The sequence below is a fragment of the Herbidospora yilanensis genome (assembly GCF_001570565.1).
Taxonomy (GTDB): Bacteria; Actinomycetota; Actinomycetes; order Streptosporangiales; family Streptosporangiaceae; genus Herbidospora; species Herbidospora yilanensis.
In genome coordinates, this window is sequence record NZ_BBXE01000021.1 from 59,859 (window position 1) to 77,432 (window position 17,574).

At 71.1% G+C, this 17,574-nt stretch carries 16 protein-coding genes; 7 read left to right on the forward strand and 9 right to left on the reverse strand.

The window, feature by feature from the left end; genetic code table 11:
- The first annotated feature begins 133 nt into the window (after positions 1 to 133).
- Positions 134 to 364, forward strand: coding sequence for a DUF7455 domain-containing protein (locus AW273_RS38625; protein ID WP_030454612.1), 231 nt, complete (start codon positions 134 to 136; stop codon positions 362 to 364).
- Between the two features lie 163 nt (positions 365 to 527).
- Positions 528 to 1,259 (forward strand): YaaA family protein, encoded by a 732-nt coding sequence (locus AW273_RS15500; protein ID WP_062349025.1) that lies wholly within the window; start codon positions 528 to 530, stop codon positions 1,257 to 1,259.
- Here AW273_RS15500 and AW273_RS15505 read toward each other — a convergent pair.
- The 4 genes from AW273_RS15505 to AW273_RS15520 form a co-directional block, all read right to left on the reverse strand.
- On the reverse strand, positions 1,249 to 2,151 hold the full coding sequence (locus AW273_RS15505; protein WP_232327439.1) for a hypothetical protein: 903 nt from the start codon (positions 2,149 to 2,151) through the stop codon (positions 1,249 to 1,251). The two genes, AW273_RS15500 and AW273_RS15505, sit on opposite strands and share 11 nt — an antisense overlap.
- 200 nt (positions 2,152 to 2,351) lie before the next feature.
- Entirely contained in the window at positions 2,352 to 4,022 is a 1,671-nt protein-coding gene (locus AW273_RS15510; protein ID WP_062349170.1) for an RNA polymerase sigma factor, read from the reverse strand.
- A gap of 218 nt (positions 4,023 to 4,240) precedes the next feature.
- On the reverse strand, positions 4,241 to 6,337 hold the full coding sequence (locus AW273_RS15515) for a SpoIIE family protein phosphatase (RefSeq protein WP_062349171.1): 2,097 nt from the start codon (positions 6,335 to 6,337) through the stop codon (positions 4,241 to 4,243).
- 177 nt (positions 6,338 to 6,514) lie between these two features.
- Positions 6,515 to 7,081 (reverse strand): HhH-GPD-type base excision DNA repair protein, encoded by a 567-nt coding sequence (locus tag AW273_RS15520; RefSeq protein WP_083949785.1) that lies wholly within the window; start codon positions 7,079 to 7,081, stop codon positions 6,515 to 6,517.
- Positions 7,082 to 7,251: 170 nt separating this feature from the next.
- On the opposite strand from AW273_RS15520, the gene AW273_RS15525 reads away from it, so the two are divergent.
- From AW273_RS15525 to AW273_RS15545, 5 genes are all read left to right on the forward strand, one after another.
- On the forward strand, positions 7,252 to 7,494 hold the full coding sequence (locus AW273_RS15525) for a hypothetical protein (protein ID WP_062349028.1): 243 nt from the start codon (positions 7,252 to 7,254) through the stop codon (positions 7,492 to 7,494).
- Positions 7,495 to 7,620: 126 nt separating this feature from the next.
- Entirely contained in the window at positions 7,621 to 9,123 is a 1,503-nt protein-coding gene (locus AW273_RS15530) for a hypothetical protein (protein WP_062349029.1), read from the forward strand.
- 10 nt (positions 9,124 to 9,133) lie between these two features.
- On the forward strand, positions 9,134 to 9,874 hold the full coding sequence (locus tag AW273_RS15535; RefSeq protein WP_062349030.1) for a LamB/YcsF family protein: 741 nt from the start codon (positions 9,134 to 9,136) through the stop codon (positions 9,872 to 9,874).
- On the forward strand, positions 9,871 to 10,458 hold the full coding sequence (locus AW273_RS15540; protein ID WP_062349031.1) for a 5-oxoprolinase subunit B family protein: 588 nt from the start codon (positions 9,871 to 9,873) through the stop codon (positions 10,456 to 10,458). The genes AW273_RS15535 and AW273_RS15540 overlap by 4 nt, the downstream gene beginning before the upstream one ends.
- A complete protein-coding gene (locus tag AW273_RS15545) occupies positions 10,455 to 11,300 on the forward strand; it encodes a 5-oxoprolinase subunit C family protein (RefSeq protein WP_062349032.1) in 846 nt (281 codons plus the stop codon). Before AW273_RS15540 ends, AW273_RS15545 begins: the two co-directional genes overlap by 4 nt.
- Here AW273_RS15545 and AW273_RS15550 read toward each other — a convergent pair.
- From AW273_RS15550 to AW273_RS15570, 5 genes are read right to left on the reverse strand one after another with little or no spacing between them, the layout of a single operon-like run.
- On the reverse strand, positions 11,254 to 12,366 hold the full coding sequence (locus AW273_RS15550) for a DNA glycosylase AlkZ-like family protein (protein WP_063909971.1): 1,113 nt from the start codon (positions 12,364 to 12,366) through the stop codon (positions 11,254 to 11,256). The two genes, AW273_RS15545 and AW273_RS15550, sit on opposite strands and share 47 nt — an antisense overlap.
- 21 nt (positions 12,367 to 12,387) lie before the next feature.
- Positions 12,388 to 14,061, reverse strand: a complete 1,674-nt coding sequence (locus AW273_RS15555) for an ABC transporter family substrate-binding protein (protein WP_083949786.1) — start codon at positions 14,059 to 14,061, stop codon at positions 12,388 to 12,390.
- A complete protein-coding gene (locus AW273_RS15560) occupies positions 14,058 to 15,737 on the reverse strand; it encodes a dipeptide ABC transporter ATP-binding protein (RefSeq protein ID WP_062349034.1) in 1,680 nt (559 codons plus the stop codon). The genes AW273_RS15555 and AW273_RS15560 overlap by 4 nt, the downstream gene beginning before the upstream one ends.
- A complete protein-coding gene (locus AW273_RS15565; protein WP_062349035.1) occupies positions 15,734 to 16,606 on the reverse strand; it encodes an ABC transporter permease in 873 nt (290 codons plus the stop codon). Before AW273_RS15565 ends, AW273_RS15560 begins: the two co-directional genes overlap by 4 nt.
- Entirely contained in the window at positions 16,603 to 17,547 is a 945-nt protein-coding gene (locus AW273_RS15570) for an ABC transporter permease (RefSeq protein ID WP_232327441.1), read from the reverse strand. Before AW273_RS15570 ends, AW273_RS15565 begins: the two co-directional genes overlap by 4 nt.
- Between the last annotated feature and the right edge of the window lie 27 nt (positions 17,548 to 17,574).

Sequence of the window (17,574 nt, forward strand, 5' to 3'; positions counted from 1 at the left end):
CGTCACCTTTCGGAACATTCCGCTCTCGGCGTAGTCAGGAGGTGATTGGGAACGCCCTCATCCGGTTAGATGTTGTCCCAAGTGACTGTGACGCCAACATCCCCGGTCAACGGGGTGACCCGAAAGGCGATACGTGACTGGAGCTCTCGCCCCCACCAAGCCGCTGACCGCCCTAGACCGCTGCGACCGATGCGGCGCTCAGGCCTACATTCGCGCGACTCTTCCGGTAGGCGCCGAACTCCTGTTCTGCGCACACCACGGCCGACAGCACGTGGCCGCATTGCGCGACAAGGGCGCTGAGATCCAGGACGAGTCGGCCCGACTCAGTTCAACCCCCGCCTCCGCCGCTCCCGACGAGCGGTGATCCGGCGGCCGAAATCGACGACGACGGCGTGACCAGGCTCTCCCTGGTCACGCCGTCGTCTTTTCCGTCACGGCTCCGCCCACCCCGAGAACCGTCGGCCTGAGAGCAGATGTTCCCCGGCACCGCGTGCCACTGGCCTGGGGTTTCGCCCTAGGCTAGGCGCGTGCTGATCCTCCTGCCGCCCTCGGAGGGCAAGGCGGCCTCCGGCCGGGGTCGTCCCGTCGATCTCGACTCGCTGAGCTTCCCGGAGCTGACCTCCTCCCGCGAGAAGGTCCTCGACGCGCTCATCGACCTCTGCCACACCCCCGAGCAGGCCCGCCAGGTTCTCGGCCTGCCTCCCGGCCTGGCCGGCGAGATCGGCCGCAACCAGGGGCTGCGATCAGCCCGCACCGTCAAGGTCTCCGATCTCTACACCGGCGTCCTCTACGACGCCCTCAGCCTCGCCACGCTCGATTCCAAGGCCAGGGCCCGCGCCACGAAACGGCTCGTCGTGTTCTCGGGGCTCTGGGGGGCGCTCAGGCTCGGCGACCGGGTCCCGCCCTACCGGCTCTCGATGGGGGTCCGCCTGCCGCCGGTCGGCGGCCTGGCCGCGTTCTGGAAGCCGGGCCTCGCCCAGGTCCTCGACGGGGGCGCGGGGCTCGTGGTCGATCTCCGGTCGTCGACCTACGCCGCGGCCTGGAAACCCAGGAGGGAGACGGTCGCGGTCAGGGTTTTGCGGCACGACGGCACCGTCGTCAGCCACATGGCCAAGCTCACCCGGGGTCTGATCGCCCGGTCGCTGGTGGAGAGCCCCGCCCCGGCGAAGGACGCCGGCGAGCTCGCCCACCTGCTGACCAGGCTCGGTCATGCCGTCGAGCTCCACCCCGGCAGGCTCGACGTGGTGCTCAGTTCGTGATGACGTTCAGTTTGTGGCAGGCCCGCTGAAACTGGTTCTCCGGTTCCCCGCCGAGGTGTGACCACGGCAGTCTGCTGAACCGGCCGCCCGTCCGCGTGAGATGTCCCCTCGCCGGACGTCGCAGGTCGGACAGGAAGAAGGCGGCTCCGAAGGCGTTGTGGGCCTCGATGGATCGCGGATGGGCGGGGCCGATCCGGCGCTGCGACCACCGGCCGGCCGCGGCGACGATCTCTCGCTGGGCGTCGAAGCCGAACCAGCCGCCACGTGACATGGGAGTGCGTTCGGCGGCGACGTTCTCGAAGTGGGCCAGGGGGATCAGGGCCGGCAGGGGGCTGCCCTCGGGGGCGTTGGCGACCACCGTACGGGCGAATTCCAGCATTTCGGTCGCGGTGCCGCCCCAGCCGGGCGACAGGGTGATCAGCCGGGCCACGTTGGCCGGATAGAGCGTCGGCCAGCGGCGGGCGCATTCGTACCAGACGGAGTCCTTGTCGCTCCGCGGCCGTTCGAGGCCGACGGCGAGCCAGAGCATCGACTCCCACGGGACCGGGTCGGCGGGCATCAGGCCGGCCGCGGTCACGAGCGGCTGGCGGGCCGACTCCATGGCGGAGTGGTAGGCCTCCAACCGGCGGGCCTGCACGGCCCGCGCCTTCACTTCGGGTTTTATCTCGAAGGCCTCCTCGATTCTGGTCCTGCCGAGCCACAACCATAAATCGGGATTCGACTGATCTCTGGCGATGAGGCTCTCGATGCCGCGGCTCATTCCGATCGCGGCGCGGGAGAGGGCCTCGATACGCAGCGCGCGCACTTCGGGATCGCCTCTGGTGGCGGCCAGGATCGGGACGGCCGCCTCGACGTTACGGCGCTGAACGGCCAGAACCGCCTCGTCCAGCATGATGTCCGCCCATGGGCGGTCCGGGATCACTCGTGGCCCCCGAGCACGTGCTCGATCCACTTCGATTACTCCCATGGGGCGGCAGCATAGAAGTGACGAGTTGGTCACACGCAACTTTCGTGTTACGCCCAAGTAAAACAAGCACGTTAATACGGCCCGGTACGCAATATTGCGTGCCGGGCCGTATTAACGGACATCCGTTAGTCGAGGTAGTCGCGCAGGACCTGCGAACGCGACGGGTGACGCAGCTTGGACATCGTCTTCGACTCGATCTGGCGGATGCGCTCGCGCGTCACGCCGTAGACCTTGCCGATCTCGTCGAGGGTCTTGGGCTGACCGTCGGTCAGACCGAACCGCATCGAGACGACGCCCGCCTCGCGCTCGGACAGGGTGTCCAGAACGCTGTGGAGCTGCTCCTGGAGGAGCGTGAAGCTGACGGCGTCGGCCGGGACGATGGCCTCGGAGTCTTCGATCAGGTCACCGAACTCGCTGTCGCCCTCCTCTCCGAGGGGGGTGTGGAGCGAGATCGGCTCGCGGCCGTACTTCTGGACCTCGATGACCTTCTCGGGGGTCATGTCGAGCTCGCGGGCCAGCTCCTCCGGGGTGGGCTCGCGGCCCAGGTCCTGGAGCATCTGGCGCTGCACGCGGGCCAGCTTGTTGATCACTTCGACCATGTGGACCGGGATGCGGATGGTCCGCGCCTGGTCGGCCATGGCCCGGGTGATCGCCTGCCGGATCCACCACGTGGCGTAGGTCGAGAACTTGTAGCCCTTGGTGTAGTCGAACTTCTCGACGGCGCGGATCAGACCGAGGTTGCCCTCCTGGATCAGGTCCAGGAACAACATGCCGCGGCCGGTGTAGCGCTTGGCCAGCGAGACCACCAGGCGGAGGTTGGCCTCCAGCAGGTGGTTCTTGGCCCGGCGGCCGTCTTCGGCGATCCACTCCAGCTCGGCGCGGACGTCGACGGGGAGCTGGTCACCGTCGGTGCCGAGCTGCTCCTCGGCGAACAGGCCGGCCTCGATGCGCTTGGCGAGCTCGACCTCCTGCTCGGCGTTGAGCAGGGGGACCTTGCCGATCTGCTTCAGATAGTCCTTCACCGGGTCGGCGGTGGCGCCGGCGGCGGCGACCTGCGCCACGGGCGCGTCGTCGTCGTCGTCGGTGAGGATCAGGACCTCTTCTTCGACCTTGGCCACGACCTCGGCGCCCTTGGGCTCGTCGGTCGTCTCCTCTTCGGAGTCGCCCTCGCCCTCGGACTCGTCGGTCTCGACGTCGACCTCGACGTCTTCGATGTCCTCGATGTCGAAGTCTTCGATGTCGACGTCTTCGATGTCGTCGTCGTCTTCGGACAGCTCGGCCGACTTGGGCTTCGGCTCGGCCTTACCCGCGGGGGTGGCGGGACCGGTGGCCGGCGCCTCGCCGGCCTTGGGCTTCGCGGCGGGGACGGTCTTCTTCGCGGACGCGGCGGGCTTCGCAGCCGGGGCGGCCTTCTTGGCGGCCGGCTTCTTCGCGGCCGGAGCGGGCGCCGGATCGGTCACCACGGCGGTGACGGTCTCGGGCTGCGACTCCTTGGCGGCGGCGGCCTTGGTGGACGTCTTCTTGACGGGCGCGGCCTTGGTACGGCTCTTCGCGGGGGGCTTCGCCTTCTTCGGCCCCGCGGAGTCTTCGGCGGTGAGCCTGACGATGATGCCCTCTTTGCTGAGGCTGCGCAGGATTCCAGCGACTTGCGGTACCGGAATGTCCGCTTCCTCGACCGCCCGGCGGACATCCTCGGCTTCGAGGAAACCCTGCGAGCGCCCACGCTCGAGGAGCTGCTGAATCACTGGCTCGTTCAGCTCCGACGGCTTCGAGCGAGTCGAACTTGCAGGCGACACGAACACCTCTCGAACGAACGCATGGCGAGAATGGACCCAGGTGGTTGCTTCTTTTCCGATGGCGAGGCCGCGCGGAGGGCGACAAACCATTCTGGCACGCCGCCACACCCCGTACGGCCACCTCCGGCCGGTTGCCCTCCACCCTAGGCCGACCGAGACACTGGTGCGTACGGAAGCCGGTCACCGATACCCGAAAGCAACCGTTATGACTGATTCATTCAGTCACTCTTCGTGGCAGCGGGGACATGGACCGCAAGCACCGTGACGTCATCATCCTGTTCATACCCGGACAACATCCGGTCCACCAGGAAATCAAGCAACATATGGGGACTTGTCAAGATCTCCTCAGGGGCTTCGGCGACGACCGCGGAGAGCTCCCGCAGACCCGCGTCCAGGCCCCGCTTGCGGTTTTCGACGAGACCGTCGGAGTAGAGCACCGCCGTGTGGCCGGGCGGCACGGCGAACCGGAACTGCTTGCGGCTGGTGGCCCAGCCGAGCGGGGTGCCGGGCTGGTCGCTCTCCTGGAGGATCGCGGTGCCCTGCGGGGAGACCAGCAGGGGCGGCGGGTGACCGGCCAGCGCGAGGGTGCCCTCACCCGTGGTCGGCTCGACGACCATGTAGGCCAGCGTCGTGACCTGCTCTTCTTCTTCGGTCGCCTCGAAGACGCGGTCGAGTCCGGTGAGCACCGCCGCGGGCGGCGGGTTGGTCAGCGCCAGGGCGCGCATCGCGTTGCGGATGCGGCCCATTCCGGCGGCGGCCTTGACACCCTTGCCCATGACGTCGCCGACCACGGCGGCCACCCGGCCGTCTTGGAGCACGAAGGCGTCGTACCAGTCGCCGCCGACCTGGACGTGGCGGGAGCCCGAGCGGAAACGCTGGGCCAGCACGAGGCCGCGCACGACCGGCAGCCGCTCGGGGAGCAGGCTGCGCTGGAGCGTCTCGGCGGTGCGGTGCTCGCGCTCGAACAGGGTGGCCCGCTCGACGGCCAGCGCGCACTGACCGGCCAGGGCCTCCAGGAACACCCCGTCTTCCTGGGAGATCTTCTGGGGGCGGGTGAAGGAGAAGCGGAGCGCTCCCAGCGCGCGTCCCGCGGCCAGCAGCGGGAGGCCCACCCAGGCCCGCTCCTGGGTGTGGGCGAGGAAGCCGTTGATCTGGTCGGTCTCGCCGCCGGCGTCGGTGAGCTGGGCGCGCAGGCTCTCGGGCGACTCGGCGAAGACCGGGCGGCGGCTGTTGACGGCCATGGTCATCACGCTGGAGCGCGACAGTGAGATGTCTTCGCCGGGGGCGCCGCCCGCGTCGGGGATCGCGCCGGAGTTGATCACCTTGAGGGTGCCGCGGTCGGGGTCGAGCAGCGCGACGGCGGAGTGGTCGGCGGCCAGGGCGGTGCGGCCGACGTCGATGATGACCTGGACGACCTGCTCGACCGTGAGCGCCTCGGCCAGTATGGCCGTCGCGCCCTGGAGCCGGGCGGTGCGCAGTGCGGCGGCGCCGAGCTGGTCGGTCAGCCGGCCGCGCATCTCCTCGGCCTCACGCTGGGCGGTGACGTCGGAGTTGGCGCCGACCCACTCGACCACGCGGCCGTGGCGGATGATCGGGACGGCCCGCACCTCGAAGTCGCGGTAGCCGCTGGCGCGGGTGCGGACGCGGTAGCTCCACTCGAACATGGTCCGGCCGCGCAGGGCCTCGCGCCAGGCCTCCTCGGCGGCCGGGCGGTCGTCGGGGTGGACGGCGTCGAGCCAGCCGTGGGCGAGGTATTCCTCCAGGCCCTGGCCGGTGATGGCGCGCCACTGCGGGGCGTCTTCGACGACGGCGCCGCTGGGCGAGGTGATCCAGACGAGCTGCTGCTGCGACTCCACGAGCGAGCGGTAGCGCTCCTCGCTGCGGCGCAGGTCTTCTTCGGTGGTCTGGCGCTCGGTGAGGTCGACGCCGAACAGGGAGGTGCCGATGGCGGCGCCCTCGTCGTCGTGGAGCGGGAAGAACGAGATGGTCCAGTGGCGGGCGTCGCCGTTCTCGGCGCGGGTGCGCAGCCGCTGGTCGGTGACGGGAAGACGGTCGTCGTTGATCCTGCGCAGGGCGGAGTCGATCACGGTGGCCAGGTCGGCCGACAGGATGTCGGCGGGGAGGCGGTCGATATGCCGGTCGACAGCGATCCCGGTCAGCTCGGTAAAGGTGGAGTTGACACGGACAAAACGGCCAGTGGTGTCAAAGAAGGCGAAGGCGTAGGGCGCCTCCGACATGAGGCCCTTGAACAGGGCAGAGTCTGAGATGTCCAAACCCGACTCCCGGGGACGGGGCACGGAGGTTTCGGCGCTCATGGTCGGCACCTCCGTCGCGTGCCAGGGTCTCCCACGAGGCACATCTCCATAACTGTATTGAGTAGCGCAGTTCTGCCCTACATCATCGGCGATGGGCACGCGCGGACGGAAGCCCCGCCCGGCATGCGGTCAACGCATCCTGTCAAAAAAGCGCCACCTCGCGCAGCAAGATCTGACTTACTTTTTGGCGGCCTTCTTCGCTTCCTGCTTGGTCGCCCGCACTTTGGCGAGGCTGCCGGCGTCGACCACGTCGGCGACCGACCGGAACGCCCCCTCCTCGCCGTAAGCCCCCGCGGCCTCGCGCCAGCCCGGCGGCTGCACGCCGAGCTGTTTGCCCAGCAGCGCCAGGAAGATCTGCGCCTTCTGTTTGCCGAACCCCGGAAGGCCGGTCAGGCGGCGCAACAATTCGGCTCCGCTGCCCGCGTCGGCCCAGACCCGCTCGGCGTCGCCATCGTAGTGGTCCACCAGATGGGCCGCCAGTTGCCTGATCCGCCCGGCCATCGAGCCGGGATAACGGTGCACGGCCGGTTTCGCCGAAAGTATCGCGGCGAAGGCCTCCGGGTCCATCGCGGCGATCTCGTGGGCGTCGAGGTCGTGGCCCAGCCGCTCGGAGATCGTGTGGGGACCCTGGAAGGCCCACTCCATCGGGATCTGCTGGTCGAGCAGCATGCCGACGAGCAGGGCCAGGCCACTGCGCCCGAGGAGTTCGTCGGCCTCGGGACGCTGTGTTAGCCGGATGTACATGTTTCCAGCTTCGCACGCGTCACCCTGGTGTGTTTGGCTCATGTAACAAAACCACGCGGAGGGTTGACACCAGCGCGGAAAGTTATGGAATGAGAGACGGCACTTTCGCCCGACAACCGGTGCCCCACCGAGCACCGGAATTCCCACATTCAGCGAGGATGCCTGCCTCTATGCCTACACTCGCCACGAGCTCCACAGCCGCCGGAACACGCGCTGGAACACGTGCGGCCGTCACCGCGCGGCTCGCCGAGGAATTCCTCACCGTCCCCCTGGTCACCGTCGAACGGTGCGTCGACGACGTCCGCGCCTGCACCGAGCATCTCGGCGTCGACGTCACTCCCGCGGGCATCGAACGCATCGCCCGGGAGCACCTTCTCGCCCTGGTCAACTCCGCGCCTCCGAGCAGGAGATAAATAACGGGGTAGTCACCGGGCCGCGTTACGGTGCCTTTTGGCGTCGTAATGCGAGAAGGTAGAACAGTGAGTCGAAGACGGAGACGAGATCCCCGGGAAAATCCGCCGGACGACGTCTTCGCGGAGATGCTCCTCGCGGCCCGTGAACTCCTCGCCGTCAGGAGTCCGCTGGACGCCGAGCTGATGGTGTCCGACATGCTGGGCGCCTGGTGGGGGAAGCGGCTTCGCGGCGGCGACGTGGAGCAGATCCTCGGAGAGGGCCTCGTCGACTACGCCGCCAAGGCGGGCACCCCCGCCGCGCTCACGCTGCTGATCTCGGTCGCCTACCTCGGCACCGCCCGGCAGGCCGCCAAGGCCGAGGGGGCCGCGCTGGCCCTCATGGAGTCCGACGTCGCCCGCCCCGGCTGGGCCGACCGCGTCGGCGCGGTCAAGCCGCAGGGCTGCTACGTCTCCCGCGACGTCTACGGCGACCAGGACACGGTGGTCAGCACCTTCGCCTACAACGGCGACGACACCCACGCGCTGGTGCTGGTGGTCGACTACAACATGCGCGGCATGGCCCGCGACGCCTGGGTCTCCACGCAGGTCGACAAGCTGCTGGAGCAGGCCGGTCTGGAGGCGGCGGGCAACCCGATGTTGCTGTTCGAGGAGATCGAGCCGCAGCAGGCGCGGGCGCTGCTGGAGTTCGCCATGAAGGCGGCCAGGGAAGAGGCCTACGACCGCAAGGCGCCCAAGGTCGTCAGCGACAGCTACTCCGCCTACCACGCCTTCGCGCGCTCCCGGATCAAGGCGCTGCCGCCCGGCCGCAAGCGGCCGGCCCCGGCCCACAGCGAGGCGCCCTACACGAGGGAGCGGCGGGCCATGCTCGCGGCCGAGTTCCTGGCCAGCGACGCCGCCGAGAACCTGAGCGACCCGTCGGCGGCCTCGCGCTGCGCCGACCACATCATCGACTACGGCTGCGACCAGGATTTCGGCCGTCCCCATCGGGTCAGCCCGGCCAAGTGCGAGACGTTCCTGCTCGACTGGCTGCCCCGCAAGATCATGCTGACCCCGGCGCAGCAGGACGCCATGCCCCACGTGCTGGCCGCCTGGGTGCGCTTCGCGGGGTCGCGCATCGGCCTGCCCGACCAGGCGATCCGGGCGACGCTCGACGCGGTCTGGGAGGCGACCGCCCGCTTCGGCGTGGCCTACCGCGACCCGACGTCGTTCGGGCTCGACCGCGAGCTGGTCGAGCGGCTCCTCCCCGACGGCGACCTCTCCGCGCTGGCGCGGCGGGCGTTCGTGTTCCCGGTCCTCCAGGGCACGTACGGCGACGTCGAGCTCGACCGCCTCGATCCGGCCGACGAGGCCGACCGGCGGATCCTGCTGGAGATGGACCACGCCGGGGAGTTGTCGCGCCCCGACTTCGCCGAGCACCTGGCCTGGCACGAGGAGATCGCCAAGCGCCTGTGGGACGGCGACCCGCCCCAGATGTGGGAGGCGGCCCAGCGCCTGATCGACCTCGGCCACGACCGTCACGACGTGTTACACGTGCTGATCGAGATCGCCGAACGCATCGGCGACCACCCCGACGAACTCGCCGCCGCCCTCGACGACATCGCCGACATCCCCGACGAGCCGCCCCTCTAGGCTGGGGATCATGAGGATCGACCTGAACGCCGACCTCGGCGAGGGATTCGGGGCCTGGAAGCTCGGCGACGACGCCGCTCTCCTGGAGATCGTGACCAGCGCCAACGTGGCCTGCGGCTTCCACGCGGGCGACCCGCTGACGATCCGCCGGGTGTGCGAGGCGGCGGTCGCCCGGGGTGTGGCGATCGGCGCGCAGGTCTCCTACCGCGACCTGGCGGGGTTCGGGCGGCGCGAGATGGACGTGCCGGCCGAGGAGCTGCGGGCCGAGGTCCTCTACCAACTGGCGGCGGTCGACGGGATCGCGCGGGCCGTCGGCGGGCGGGTCGCCTATGTGAAGCCGCATGGAGCGCTCTACAACCGGATCGTCTGGGACGAGGTGCAGGCGCGCGCCGTGGCCGACGCGGTCGCCGACTACGGCACGCTGCCGGTGCTGACGGTGCCGGGGTCGGCGTTACAGGAGCTGGGCACGCCGACCGTGACCGAGTACTTCGCCGACCGGGCCTACACCCCCGAGGGCACCCTGGTGTCGCGGCGCGAGCCCGGTTCGGTGCTCCACGACCCCGTCGAGGTGGCCGCGCGGGCGATCCGGATGGCCCGCGAAGGCGTCGTGACCGCCGTCGACGGATCGCAGGTGCGGGTGACGGCGCGGTCGATCTGCGTCCACGGCGACACCCCCGGTGCGGTGCGCCTCGCGCGCGCCGTCCACGACGCGCTGGTCGGCGTGGGTGTGGCAGTGGAGGCGTTCACGTGATCCGGCGGGTGGGCGAGAACGCGCTGCTCGTCGAGACCGGCTCGCTGGCCGCCTCCCACCGGCTCGACGCCCGGCTGCGGCTGCTCACCGACGTGGAGGAGATCGTGCCGGGGCCCGAGACGGTGCTGGTGGTGGGCGGCCGGGCCGATCGGCTCATCCCCCTGATCGAGCAGCTCGACCACGCTCCCCTGCGCGAGGCGGGCGGGGAGACGGTCGAGATCCCGGTCGTGTACGACGGCGCCGACCTCGCCGACGTCGCGGCGCTGGCGGGCATCTCCGTCGACGAGGTGATCGCCCGCCACACGGGCTCGGAGTTCGTGGCCGGGTGGCTCGGCTTCGCGCCGGGGTTCGCCTATCTGGTGGGCCTTGATCCTTCTCTGCACGTCTCCCGGCTGGACCGGCCCCGGACCGCCGTGCCGGCAGGGGCGGTGGCCATCGCCGGGGCCTACTCGGCGGTGTATCCCGCCGCCTCACCCGGGGGTTGGCGTCTGCTGGGACACACCACCCTCTCGGTGTGGGACGTGACGAGCGACTCCCCCGCCTTGCTCAAGCCGGGCACGAGGGTCCGGATGGTCGCCGCATGACGGTGGAGATCATCGCCCCGGGTCCCTACGCCACCGTCCAGGACTTCGGCCGGCGTGGTTACGCCCACCTCGGCGTGCCCCGGTCGGGGGCGGCCGACCTGCCGAGCCTGCGGCTGGCCAACCGGCTGGTGGGGAACGCGGAGGACGCCGCCGCGATCGAGCTCACGTTCGGCGGGGCCACGCTCAGGTTCGGGCGGGGCGGGTGGGTGGCGCTCACCGGAGCGCCGGCGCCCGCGTCGCCCGGCGGGATGTGGGCACCCTTCTGGGTGGCTCCCGGGCGGTCGCTGGAGATCGGCGCGCCCTATGAGGGGTTGCGCACCTATGTGGCGGTCCGGGGCGGGATCCGGGTGCCGCCGGTGCTGGGCAGCATGTCGACCGACTCGCTCTCGGGGCTCGGGCCGCCGCCGCTGACGGCGGGAACGGTCCTGGACCTGGGCGAGCCGATGTTCGGGCTGCACGCCGACGTCGCGCCCCAGCGCCCGATCTCGGCCGGTCCGGTCGTCGAGGTCGTGCGCGGGCCCCGCGACGACTGGTTCACCGACGACGGTTTCGCCACGTTGTGCGCGGGGGCGTACAGGGTGAGCCAGGACAGCAACCGGGTCGGGGTGCGGCTGACCGGGACGGCGCTCAGGCGGGCGCGGGCCGGGGAACTGCCCAGTGAGGGCATGGTCGCGGGCGCGATCCAGGTCCCACCGGACGGGCAGCCCATCGTCTTCCTCGCCGACCACCCGCCGACCGGCGGTTATCCGGTCATCGGCGTCGTCACCACGGCGGACCTGCCGAAGGTCGCCCAGCTCAGGCCGGGCGACCGGCTCGGCTTCCGGCCGCGCCGGGGCGGCTGACCACCACGTCGAGGGGTCTGCCCAGGGCGCCGGCGACCTTCTCGGCCGCCTTCTCCACGCCGGGCGCCTCTTCCAGCATGGTCGCGGTGAGCACGCCGTCGCGGGCGTCCCAGGTGCCGACCACGCGGCCCCGGTGGACCACGACCGGGGAGATCCAGCCGGCCGTTCTGCTGACCGCGGCCTTCGCCGCCGCCGGCAGCAGGGGCTCCAGATCGCGGGGGGCGCCCATCACGTACTGGTCGAAGCCGGGCAGCAGGAAGGTCTCCTCCGACGGGCGGGCCGCCCTCAGGTCGTCGGCGTGTTCGGGCAGGACGAAGAGTTCCTCGCCCTCGACGGTGATCGTCGCGGGCGCCAGGTCGGCGAACCAGCGGCGGAGGACAGCGCGCCGGGTCAGCCCCCGGAACAACCACCCGTCGAAGGCGGCCATGCTCGCCGGGCCGTGGGCGCCCAGGAAGGCCCGCAGCAGTTCGACGCCGCCCTCTTCCGGCGACATCTCCCCCACCCTGGGTGGCGCCGTGAACGTCACCTTGCCGCCGCGCGGCACCCCGTGGCAGAGCTCGCCGAGGAAGCTCAGCGGTTTGAAGAGCTGGCCCCAGCCGGAGGCCAGCTTCTCGCGCAGGTGTTCGTCGCCGGTCACCGCGATCACCGCGTCGACCAGCTCCTCCCTGGTCAGCGGCCCGTTGGCGAGCGCCTCTGGCACCGCGCCGATGATGGCGTCGAGTTCCGCCGCCGACACGCCGCTGCCGCGGTGCCAGGAGGGTTTGTCCCAGTAGCGGAGGGTGCCCAGCACCGCGCGGTAGACCGGCCAGGAGGCGGTCGGCAGCAGGTGCAGGGTGCCCCGGATCGACCACGTCTTGATGAGGGTCTGGTCGGTCCAGAGCGCCTGCTCGATCTCCGCCCCGGCCGCCCGGCCGAGCCGGAGCGAGATCGCCAGCTCGGCCGAGGACGCGACCTGGGCCTGCACCCCGCAGAGCCGTTCGGCCACGGCCACCGCGCCGGGGCCGGGAGCGGTCACGAACTGGCGGCCGAGCCGCCAGGCCAGCACTTGGGGCCATGTCAGGTCCATGGCCCGCACGCTATCGGACGGCTACGACACGAATCCGATGTCGGCGTAGTCGAGGTCGCGGAACCCGCGGGCCCCGACGTTGGCCAGCTTCCCGTCGACGGCCACGGTCTGCGGCCGCTGGTAGAGGGGCAGGACGTTGACCTCGCGCCACACCAGCCGGTCGGCCTCGTTGATCAGCTTCAGCGCCTTGGCGGGGTCGAGTTCGGCCATGGCCGCCCTCAGCTTCGCGTCGATCTCGGCGTTGCCGCTGCGGCCGAGGTTGGCGTTCCACGAGACCTCGTCGCCCTGGGAGCGCACACCGTCGGCGTAGGTGCCGTAGGAGGCCGAGACCGGGAACGGGGTGCCGACGTAGGAGAAGGGCGCGATGTCGTAGTTGCCGGGAATGACGTACTTGGTGAAGAAGTCGTTGCTCGGGACGGTCTCGATGGTCAGCTTGATCCCCAGCTTGGCCAGCATGGCCTGGGTGATCTCGCCCTCCGAACGGGCGAGCTGGAGGCCCGAGGGGATGACGAAGCGCAGGTCGAGCTGCTTGCCGGCCTTCTGGCGGACCGCCCCGTTCAGGCGCCACCCGGCCGCGTCGAGCAGCGCGCCGGCGCGGGCGGCGTCGGGGCCGGCGAGTTCGCCCGCGTTGGGGCGGTAACCCTGCTGGCTGTTCATCAGGAAGTGGTTGTCGAGCAGCGTGACCGGCCAGTTGAGGCCCTTCAGGTCGCTCTTGGCGATGACCGCGCGGTCGACGCCCAGGGCGACGGCCTGGCGGACCCGGATGTCGGACAGGATCGGGCTCTCGCCGTTGAAGGTGAAGTGGCGGAAGTCGGGGCCGGCCGCCTGGCGCACCACCGCGCCCTCGGCCGACTTGACGCGGGAGAGGTCGGCGGCCGACGGGCCGATGTCGAACACGTCGAGCTCGCCGTTGGCGAAGGCGGCGACGCGGGCGTCGGACTCCAGGCCGCGGAACACGATCGAATCGAGCTTGGCGGGCTCGCCCCACCACTTCTCGTCACGGTTCAGGGTGATCGTCTTGGCCCGGGTGTCGAAGGCGCCGAACCGGAACGGGCCGGCCGTGACGGGGATCTTGCCGACCCAGCCCCCGTTGAACGCCTGCGGCGAGGCGGTCGCGCCCTTCGGGTAGAGCGGCGCGAACAACGACCGCCAGTCGCCGAACGGCCGCGCGAAGGTGACCACGACCTGGAAGTCGTTCTTTCCCCTGGCCACCGAGGCGATGTCCTGGTAGCCGGTCACGTTGGCGACGTGGAAGGCCGGGTCCTTGCCGCGCAGCGCCCTCCACTGGGCGTCGTAGTCGGCCCAGGTGATCGGCTGGCCGTTCGACCAGCGGGCCTTCGGGTTCAGCGTGTACGTCACCACCTGCTTCGGCGAGGTCGCCGTCACGTCGGCCGCGGCCACGTAGTCGGGGTCGAGCGCGAGCACCCCGTGTTCGTCGGCGCGGAACGGGCGGGGCATGAGGGCGTCCATGACGGTCTTGACGTTGGTGTGGTTGCCGTCGATGTGGTTCTGGTTCCACTGGGCCGGATATTCGGTCAGACCCCAGCGGAGGGTGCCACCGGTCTTGATCTCGGCGCGCGGTGTCAGGTTGAGGTCGGCGGCGGTGACCGGGGCGGCCTGCTCGCCGGGCGCCCCCGGCTGGGCCGCGCAGGCGGCGGTGGTCAGGGCCAGTAGCAGGGCGCATGCGCGTTTCACGGTGCTTCTCCTGGATGGTGGTGGCAGGCGGCTCCCGAGTCACCGCTGATCTCGGGTTCCTCGGTGACGCAGCGGGATCTCGGGGCGGCGGGGAGCTCGGCGTACAGGGGACAGCGGGGGCGGAAACGGCAGCCCGTGGTGGTCGTCGGCTCGCCGTCGCGCAGGGCGGAGGCGCGCAGCAACGCCCTCGTGTAGGGATGGCCGGGGGTGGTGAAGACCTGGCGGGCCGGGCCGATCTCGGCGATCCGGCCCCGGTACATGACCGCGACGCGGTCGGCGATACGCCGGATCAGCGGCAGGTCGTGGGCGACGAACAGGTAGGACAGGCCGCGTTCCGCGCGCAGGTTCTCCAGCAGCTCGACGATCTCGGCGCGGATGGTCGGATCGAGGGCCGAGACGGGTTCGTCGAGCACCAGCACCTCGGGGTCGAGCGCGATGGCCCTGGCGATGGCCACCCGCTGGCGCTGGCCGCCGGAGAGGTGGACGGGGTGGCGGGCGGCGTAGGAGACCGGCAGCCCGACCTGCGCCAGCAGTTCGGGCACCCGTCCCGGTGAGCGGCCGTGGGTGGTGAGCGGCTCGGCGACGATCGCCCCGACGGTCATGCGCGGGTCGAGCGAGGCCGACGGGTCCTGGAAGACGATCTGGAGGTCGCGCCGGACCCGGCGGCGGTCGCGCCGCGACAGGCGGGCGGTGTCGCGGCCGAGCACGGTGATGCGGCCCCGCTGCGGCCGGGCCAGCGCCATGATCTCCATGAGCAGGGTGGTCTTGCCCGACCCCGACTCGCCGACGAGCCCGAGGGTCTCGCCCGCCCGCAGGTCGAAGCTGACCCCGTCGACCGCCTTGACGCCGGGGTGGTGCCGGACCAGGTCCCGCACTTCGAGGACGGTCCGGACCGGCCGCGCGGCCGCGGGCCGGTCGCCGGCCCGCGTCGCCGCGATCAGGGTCTTCGTGTACGCCTCCCGCGGCGCCCGCAGCACCTCCTCGGCCGTCCCGGTCTCGACGGTCAGGCCGTGCCGCATGACGTGGACGCGGTCGGCGGTCTCGGCCACCACGGACAGGTCGTGGGTGATGAGCAGCAGCGCCGCGCCGGTCTCGCGCCGCGCGGTCGTCAGCACGTCGAGGACCTGGGCCTGGACGGTCACGTCGAGCGCGGTGGTCGGCTCGTCGGCGATGAGCAGGTCGGGGCCGTTGGCGATGGCCATCGCGATGAGCGCGCGCTGCCGCATGCCGCCGGAGAACTCGTGGGGGTAGGACCTGGCCCGCTGGTGGGGGTCGTGGATGCCGACCAAATCGAGCAGTTCCACCGCCCGCCGCGCGGCCACCTTGCGGGACACCCGCTGGTGGGCCCTGATCGCCTCGGCGATCTGCGCCCCGACGCGGTGGACGGGCGTGAACGCCTGCAGCGGATCCTGAAACACGATGGCCATCGCCCGCCCGCGCAGCGTGGTCAGCCGCTTCTCGGAGGCGGTGGTGAGCTCCTCGCCGTTGAGCCTGATCGACCCGGTCGTGGACGCGGTGCGCGGCAGCAGCCCCATGACGGCCAGCGCGGTCGCCGACTTCCCGGAGCCCGACTCCCCGATGAGCCCGAGGACCTCGCCCCGCGCGACGGAGAAGCTCAGGTTCCGCACGGCCGGCGTCGTGCCGAACGAGACGGACAGGTCGGTGACCTCGATCATTCGCACGCTCGCAGGGCCGGGTCGAACCGGTCGCGCAGGTCGTCGCCGACCAGGTTGACCGCGACGATCAGGGCGATGAGCAGCCCGGCCGCCCACCAGAACGTCCAGGGGGCGTAGAGCGCGGTCGGCGCGCCGTCGGCGATCAACGACCCGAGCGACACGTCGGGCGGCACCACCCCGAACCCGAAGTAGGACAACGACGTCTCGGCGAGGATCGCCGCGCCGACGTTCACGGTGGCGTCGGCGACCAGCAGCGACGCCAGGTTCGGCACGACGTGGCGCAGCACGATGCGATGGGACGGCACGCCCATGAACCGGGCCGCCTTCACGTATTCGCGGTCGCGCGTCACGATGGTGACCCCGCGCACCGCCTTCGCCGTCACCATCCACATGAACGCCGTCAGCAGCACGACGAGGGCGATCCAGTCGTCGTGCCCCGACGAGACGACGGCGACGACGAGGAAGGCCGGGATGACGAGCAGCAGGTCGGTGACCCACATCAGGGTGCGGTCGACCCAGCCGAGGAAGTAGCCGGCGAACGCCCCCACGAGCGCCGCCACGGTCGTCGCCGCGACCGCCACGACGAGCCCGATGAGCAGCGACCTGCGCAACCCCAGCAGCGTGAGGACGAGGATGTCGCCGCCGGAGGGCGTCGTGCCGAAGGGGTGGTCGGCCGACGGCGGCTGGAGGAAGGCCTCGAAGTCGCGGTCGGCGGGCGTCCAAGGCACCAGGATCGGGCCGAGGACGGCGAGCGCGGCGAGGAAGCTCAGCATCGCGAGCCCGGCGATGCCGGTGGCCGAGAACATCCTCGGCCGGGTGTGCGGCGGCGCCCCGACCGGGGTGGCGAGGTGGGGCAGCGTCACGCTCATCGGGTCCTCCCGGGGTTGAGCACCCGCTGGAGCACGTCTGCCGCGACGGCCGACAGCAGCAGCGCCGCGGCGGCCACGGCGGTGATCCCGGCGACGGTGTTGACGTCGCCGGTCTGGATGGCGGTGATGAGGCGCTGCCCGAGGCCGTGCCAGCCGAAGACCGTCTCGGTCACGGTCGAGCCGACCAGGAGCGCGCCGAAGGTGAAGGTCAGATAGGTGGTCGTGGGGATCAGCGCGGTCCGCAGGGCGTGCCGGACGACGACCGTGCGCCGGGGCAGCCCCTTGGCGCGGGCGGTGCGGACGTAGTCGGCGTTCAGCACGTCGAGCATCGCGTTGCGCTGGTAGCGGCTGAAGACGGCGGCCAGCGGCAGGGCGAGGGTGAGCGCGGGCAGCACCAGATGCCGGAGCCGGTCGAGCGGGCCTCCGGTGGTGGTCTCGCCGCTGACCATGAGGAACCGGGTTCCGGTCGTGTCGTTGAACCAGATCGCGCCGACGATCAGCACGTTGGCCAGCACGACCGCCGGCACCGCCAGCAGCAGGAACACCACCCCGCCCGACAACCGGTCGAACCAGCGGCGGTGGTGGACGGCGGCGAGCGTGCCCACGGTGAGCCCGAGCAGCGCTCCGGCGACGAGGCCCGCCGTCACCAGCCGGAGCGTCACCCCGGCGCGGTCGGCCAGGTCGGCCCCGACGCTGAGGCCGTCCCAGGTGCGGCCGAAGTCGCCCCGCGCGAGGCCGGAGACCCAGGTGAGGTAGCGGTCGAGCAGCGGGTCGTGGTCGTTGAGGTTCACCTCGGACAGGGCGGCGTCGACCACGGCGACCGGCGGCGCGGGGGTGCGGCCGGCGTAGTTGGCCCGGGGATCGAGGGTCACGGCGGCCAGCAGCCACGCCAGGCTGGAGGCGACGACGATCAACGCCGCGTAGTTCACCAGTCGCACCATGATTCCCACCACCACCTCGTGTCACAG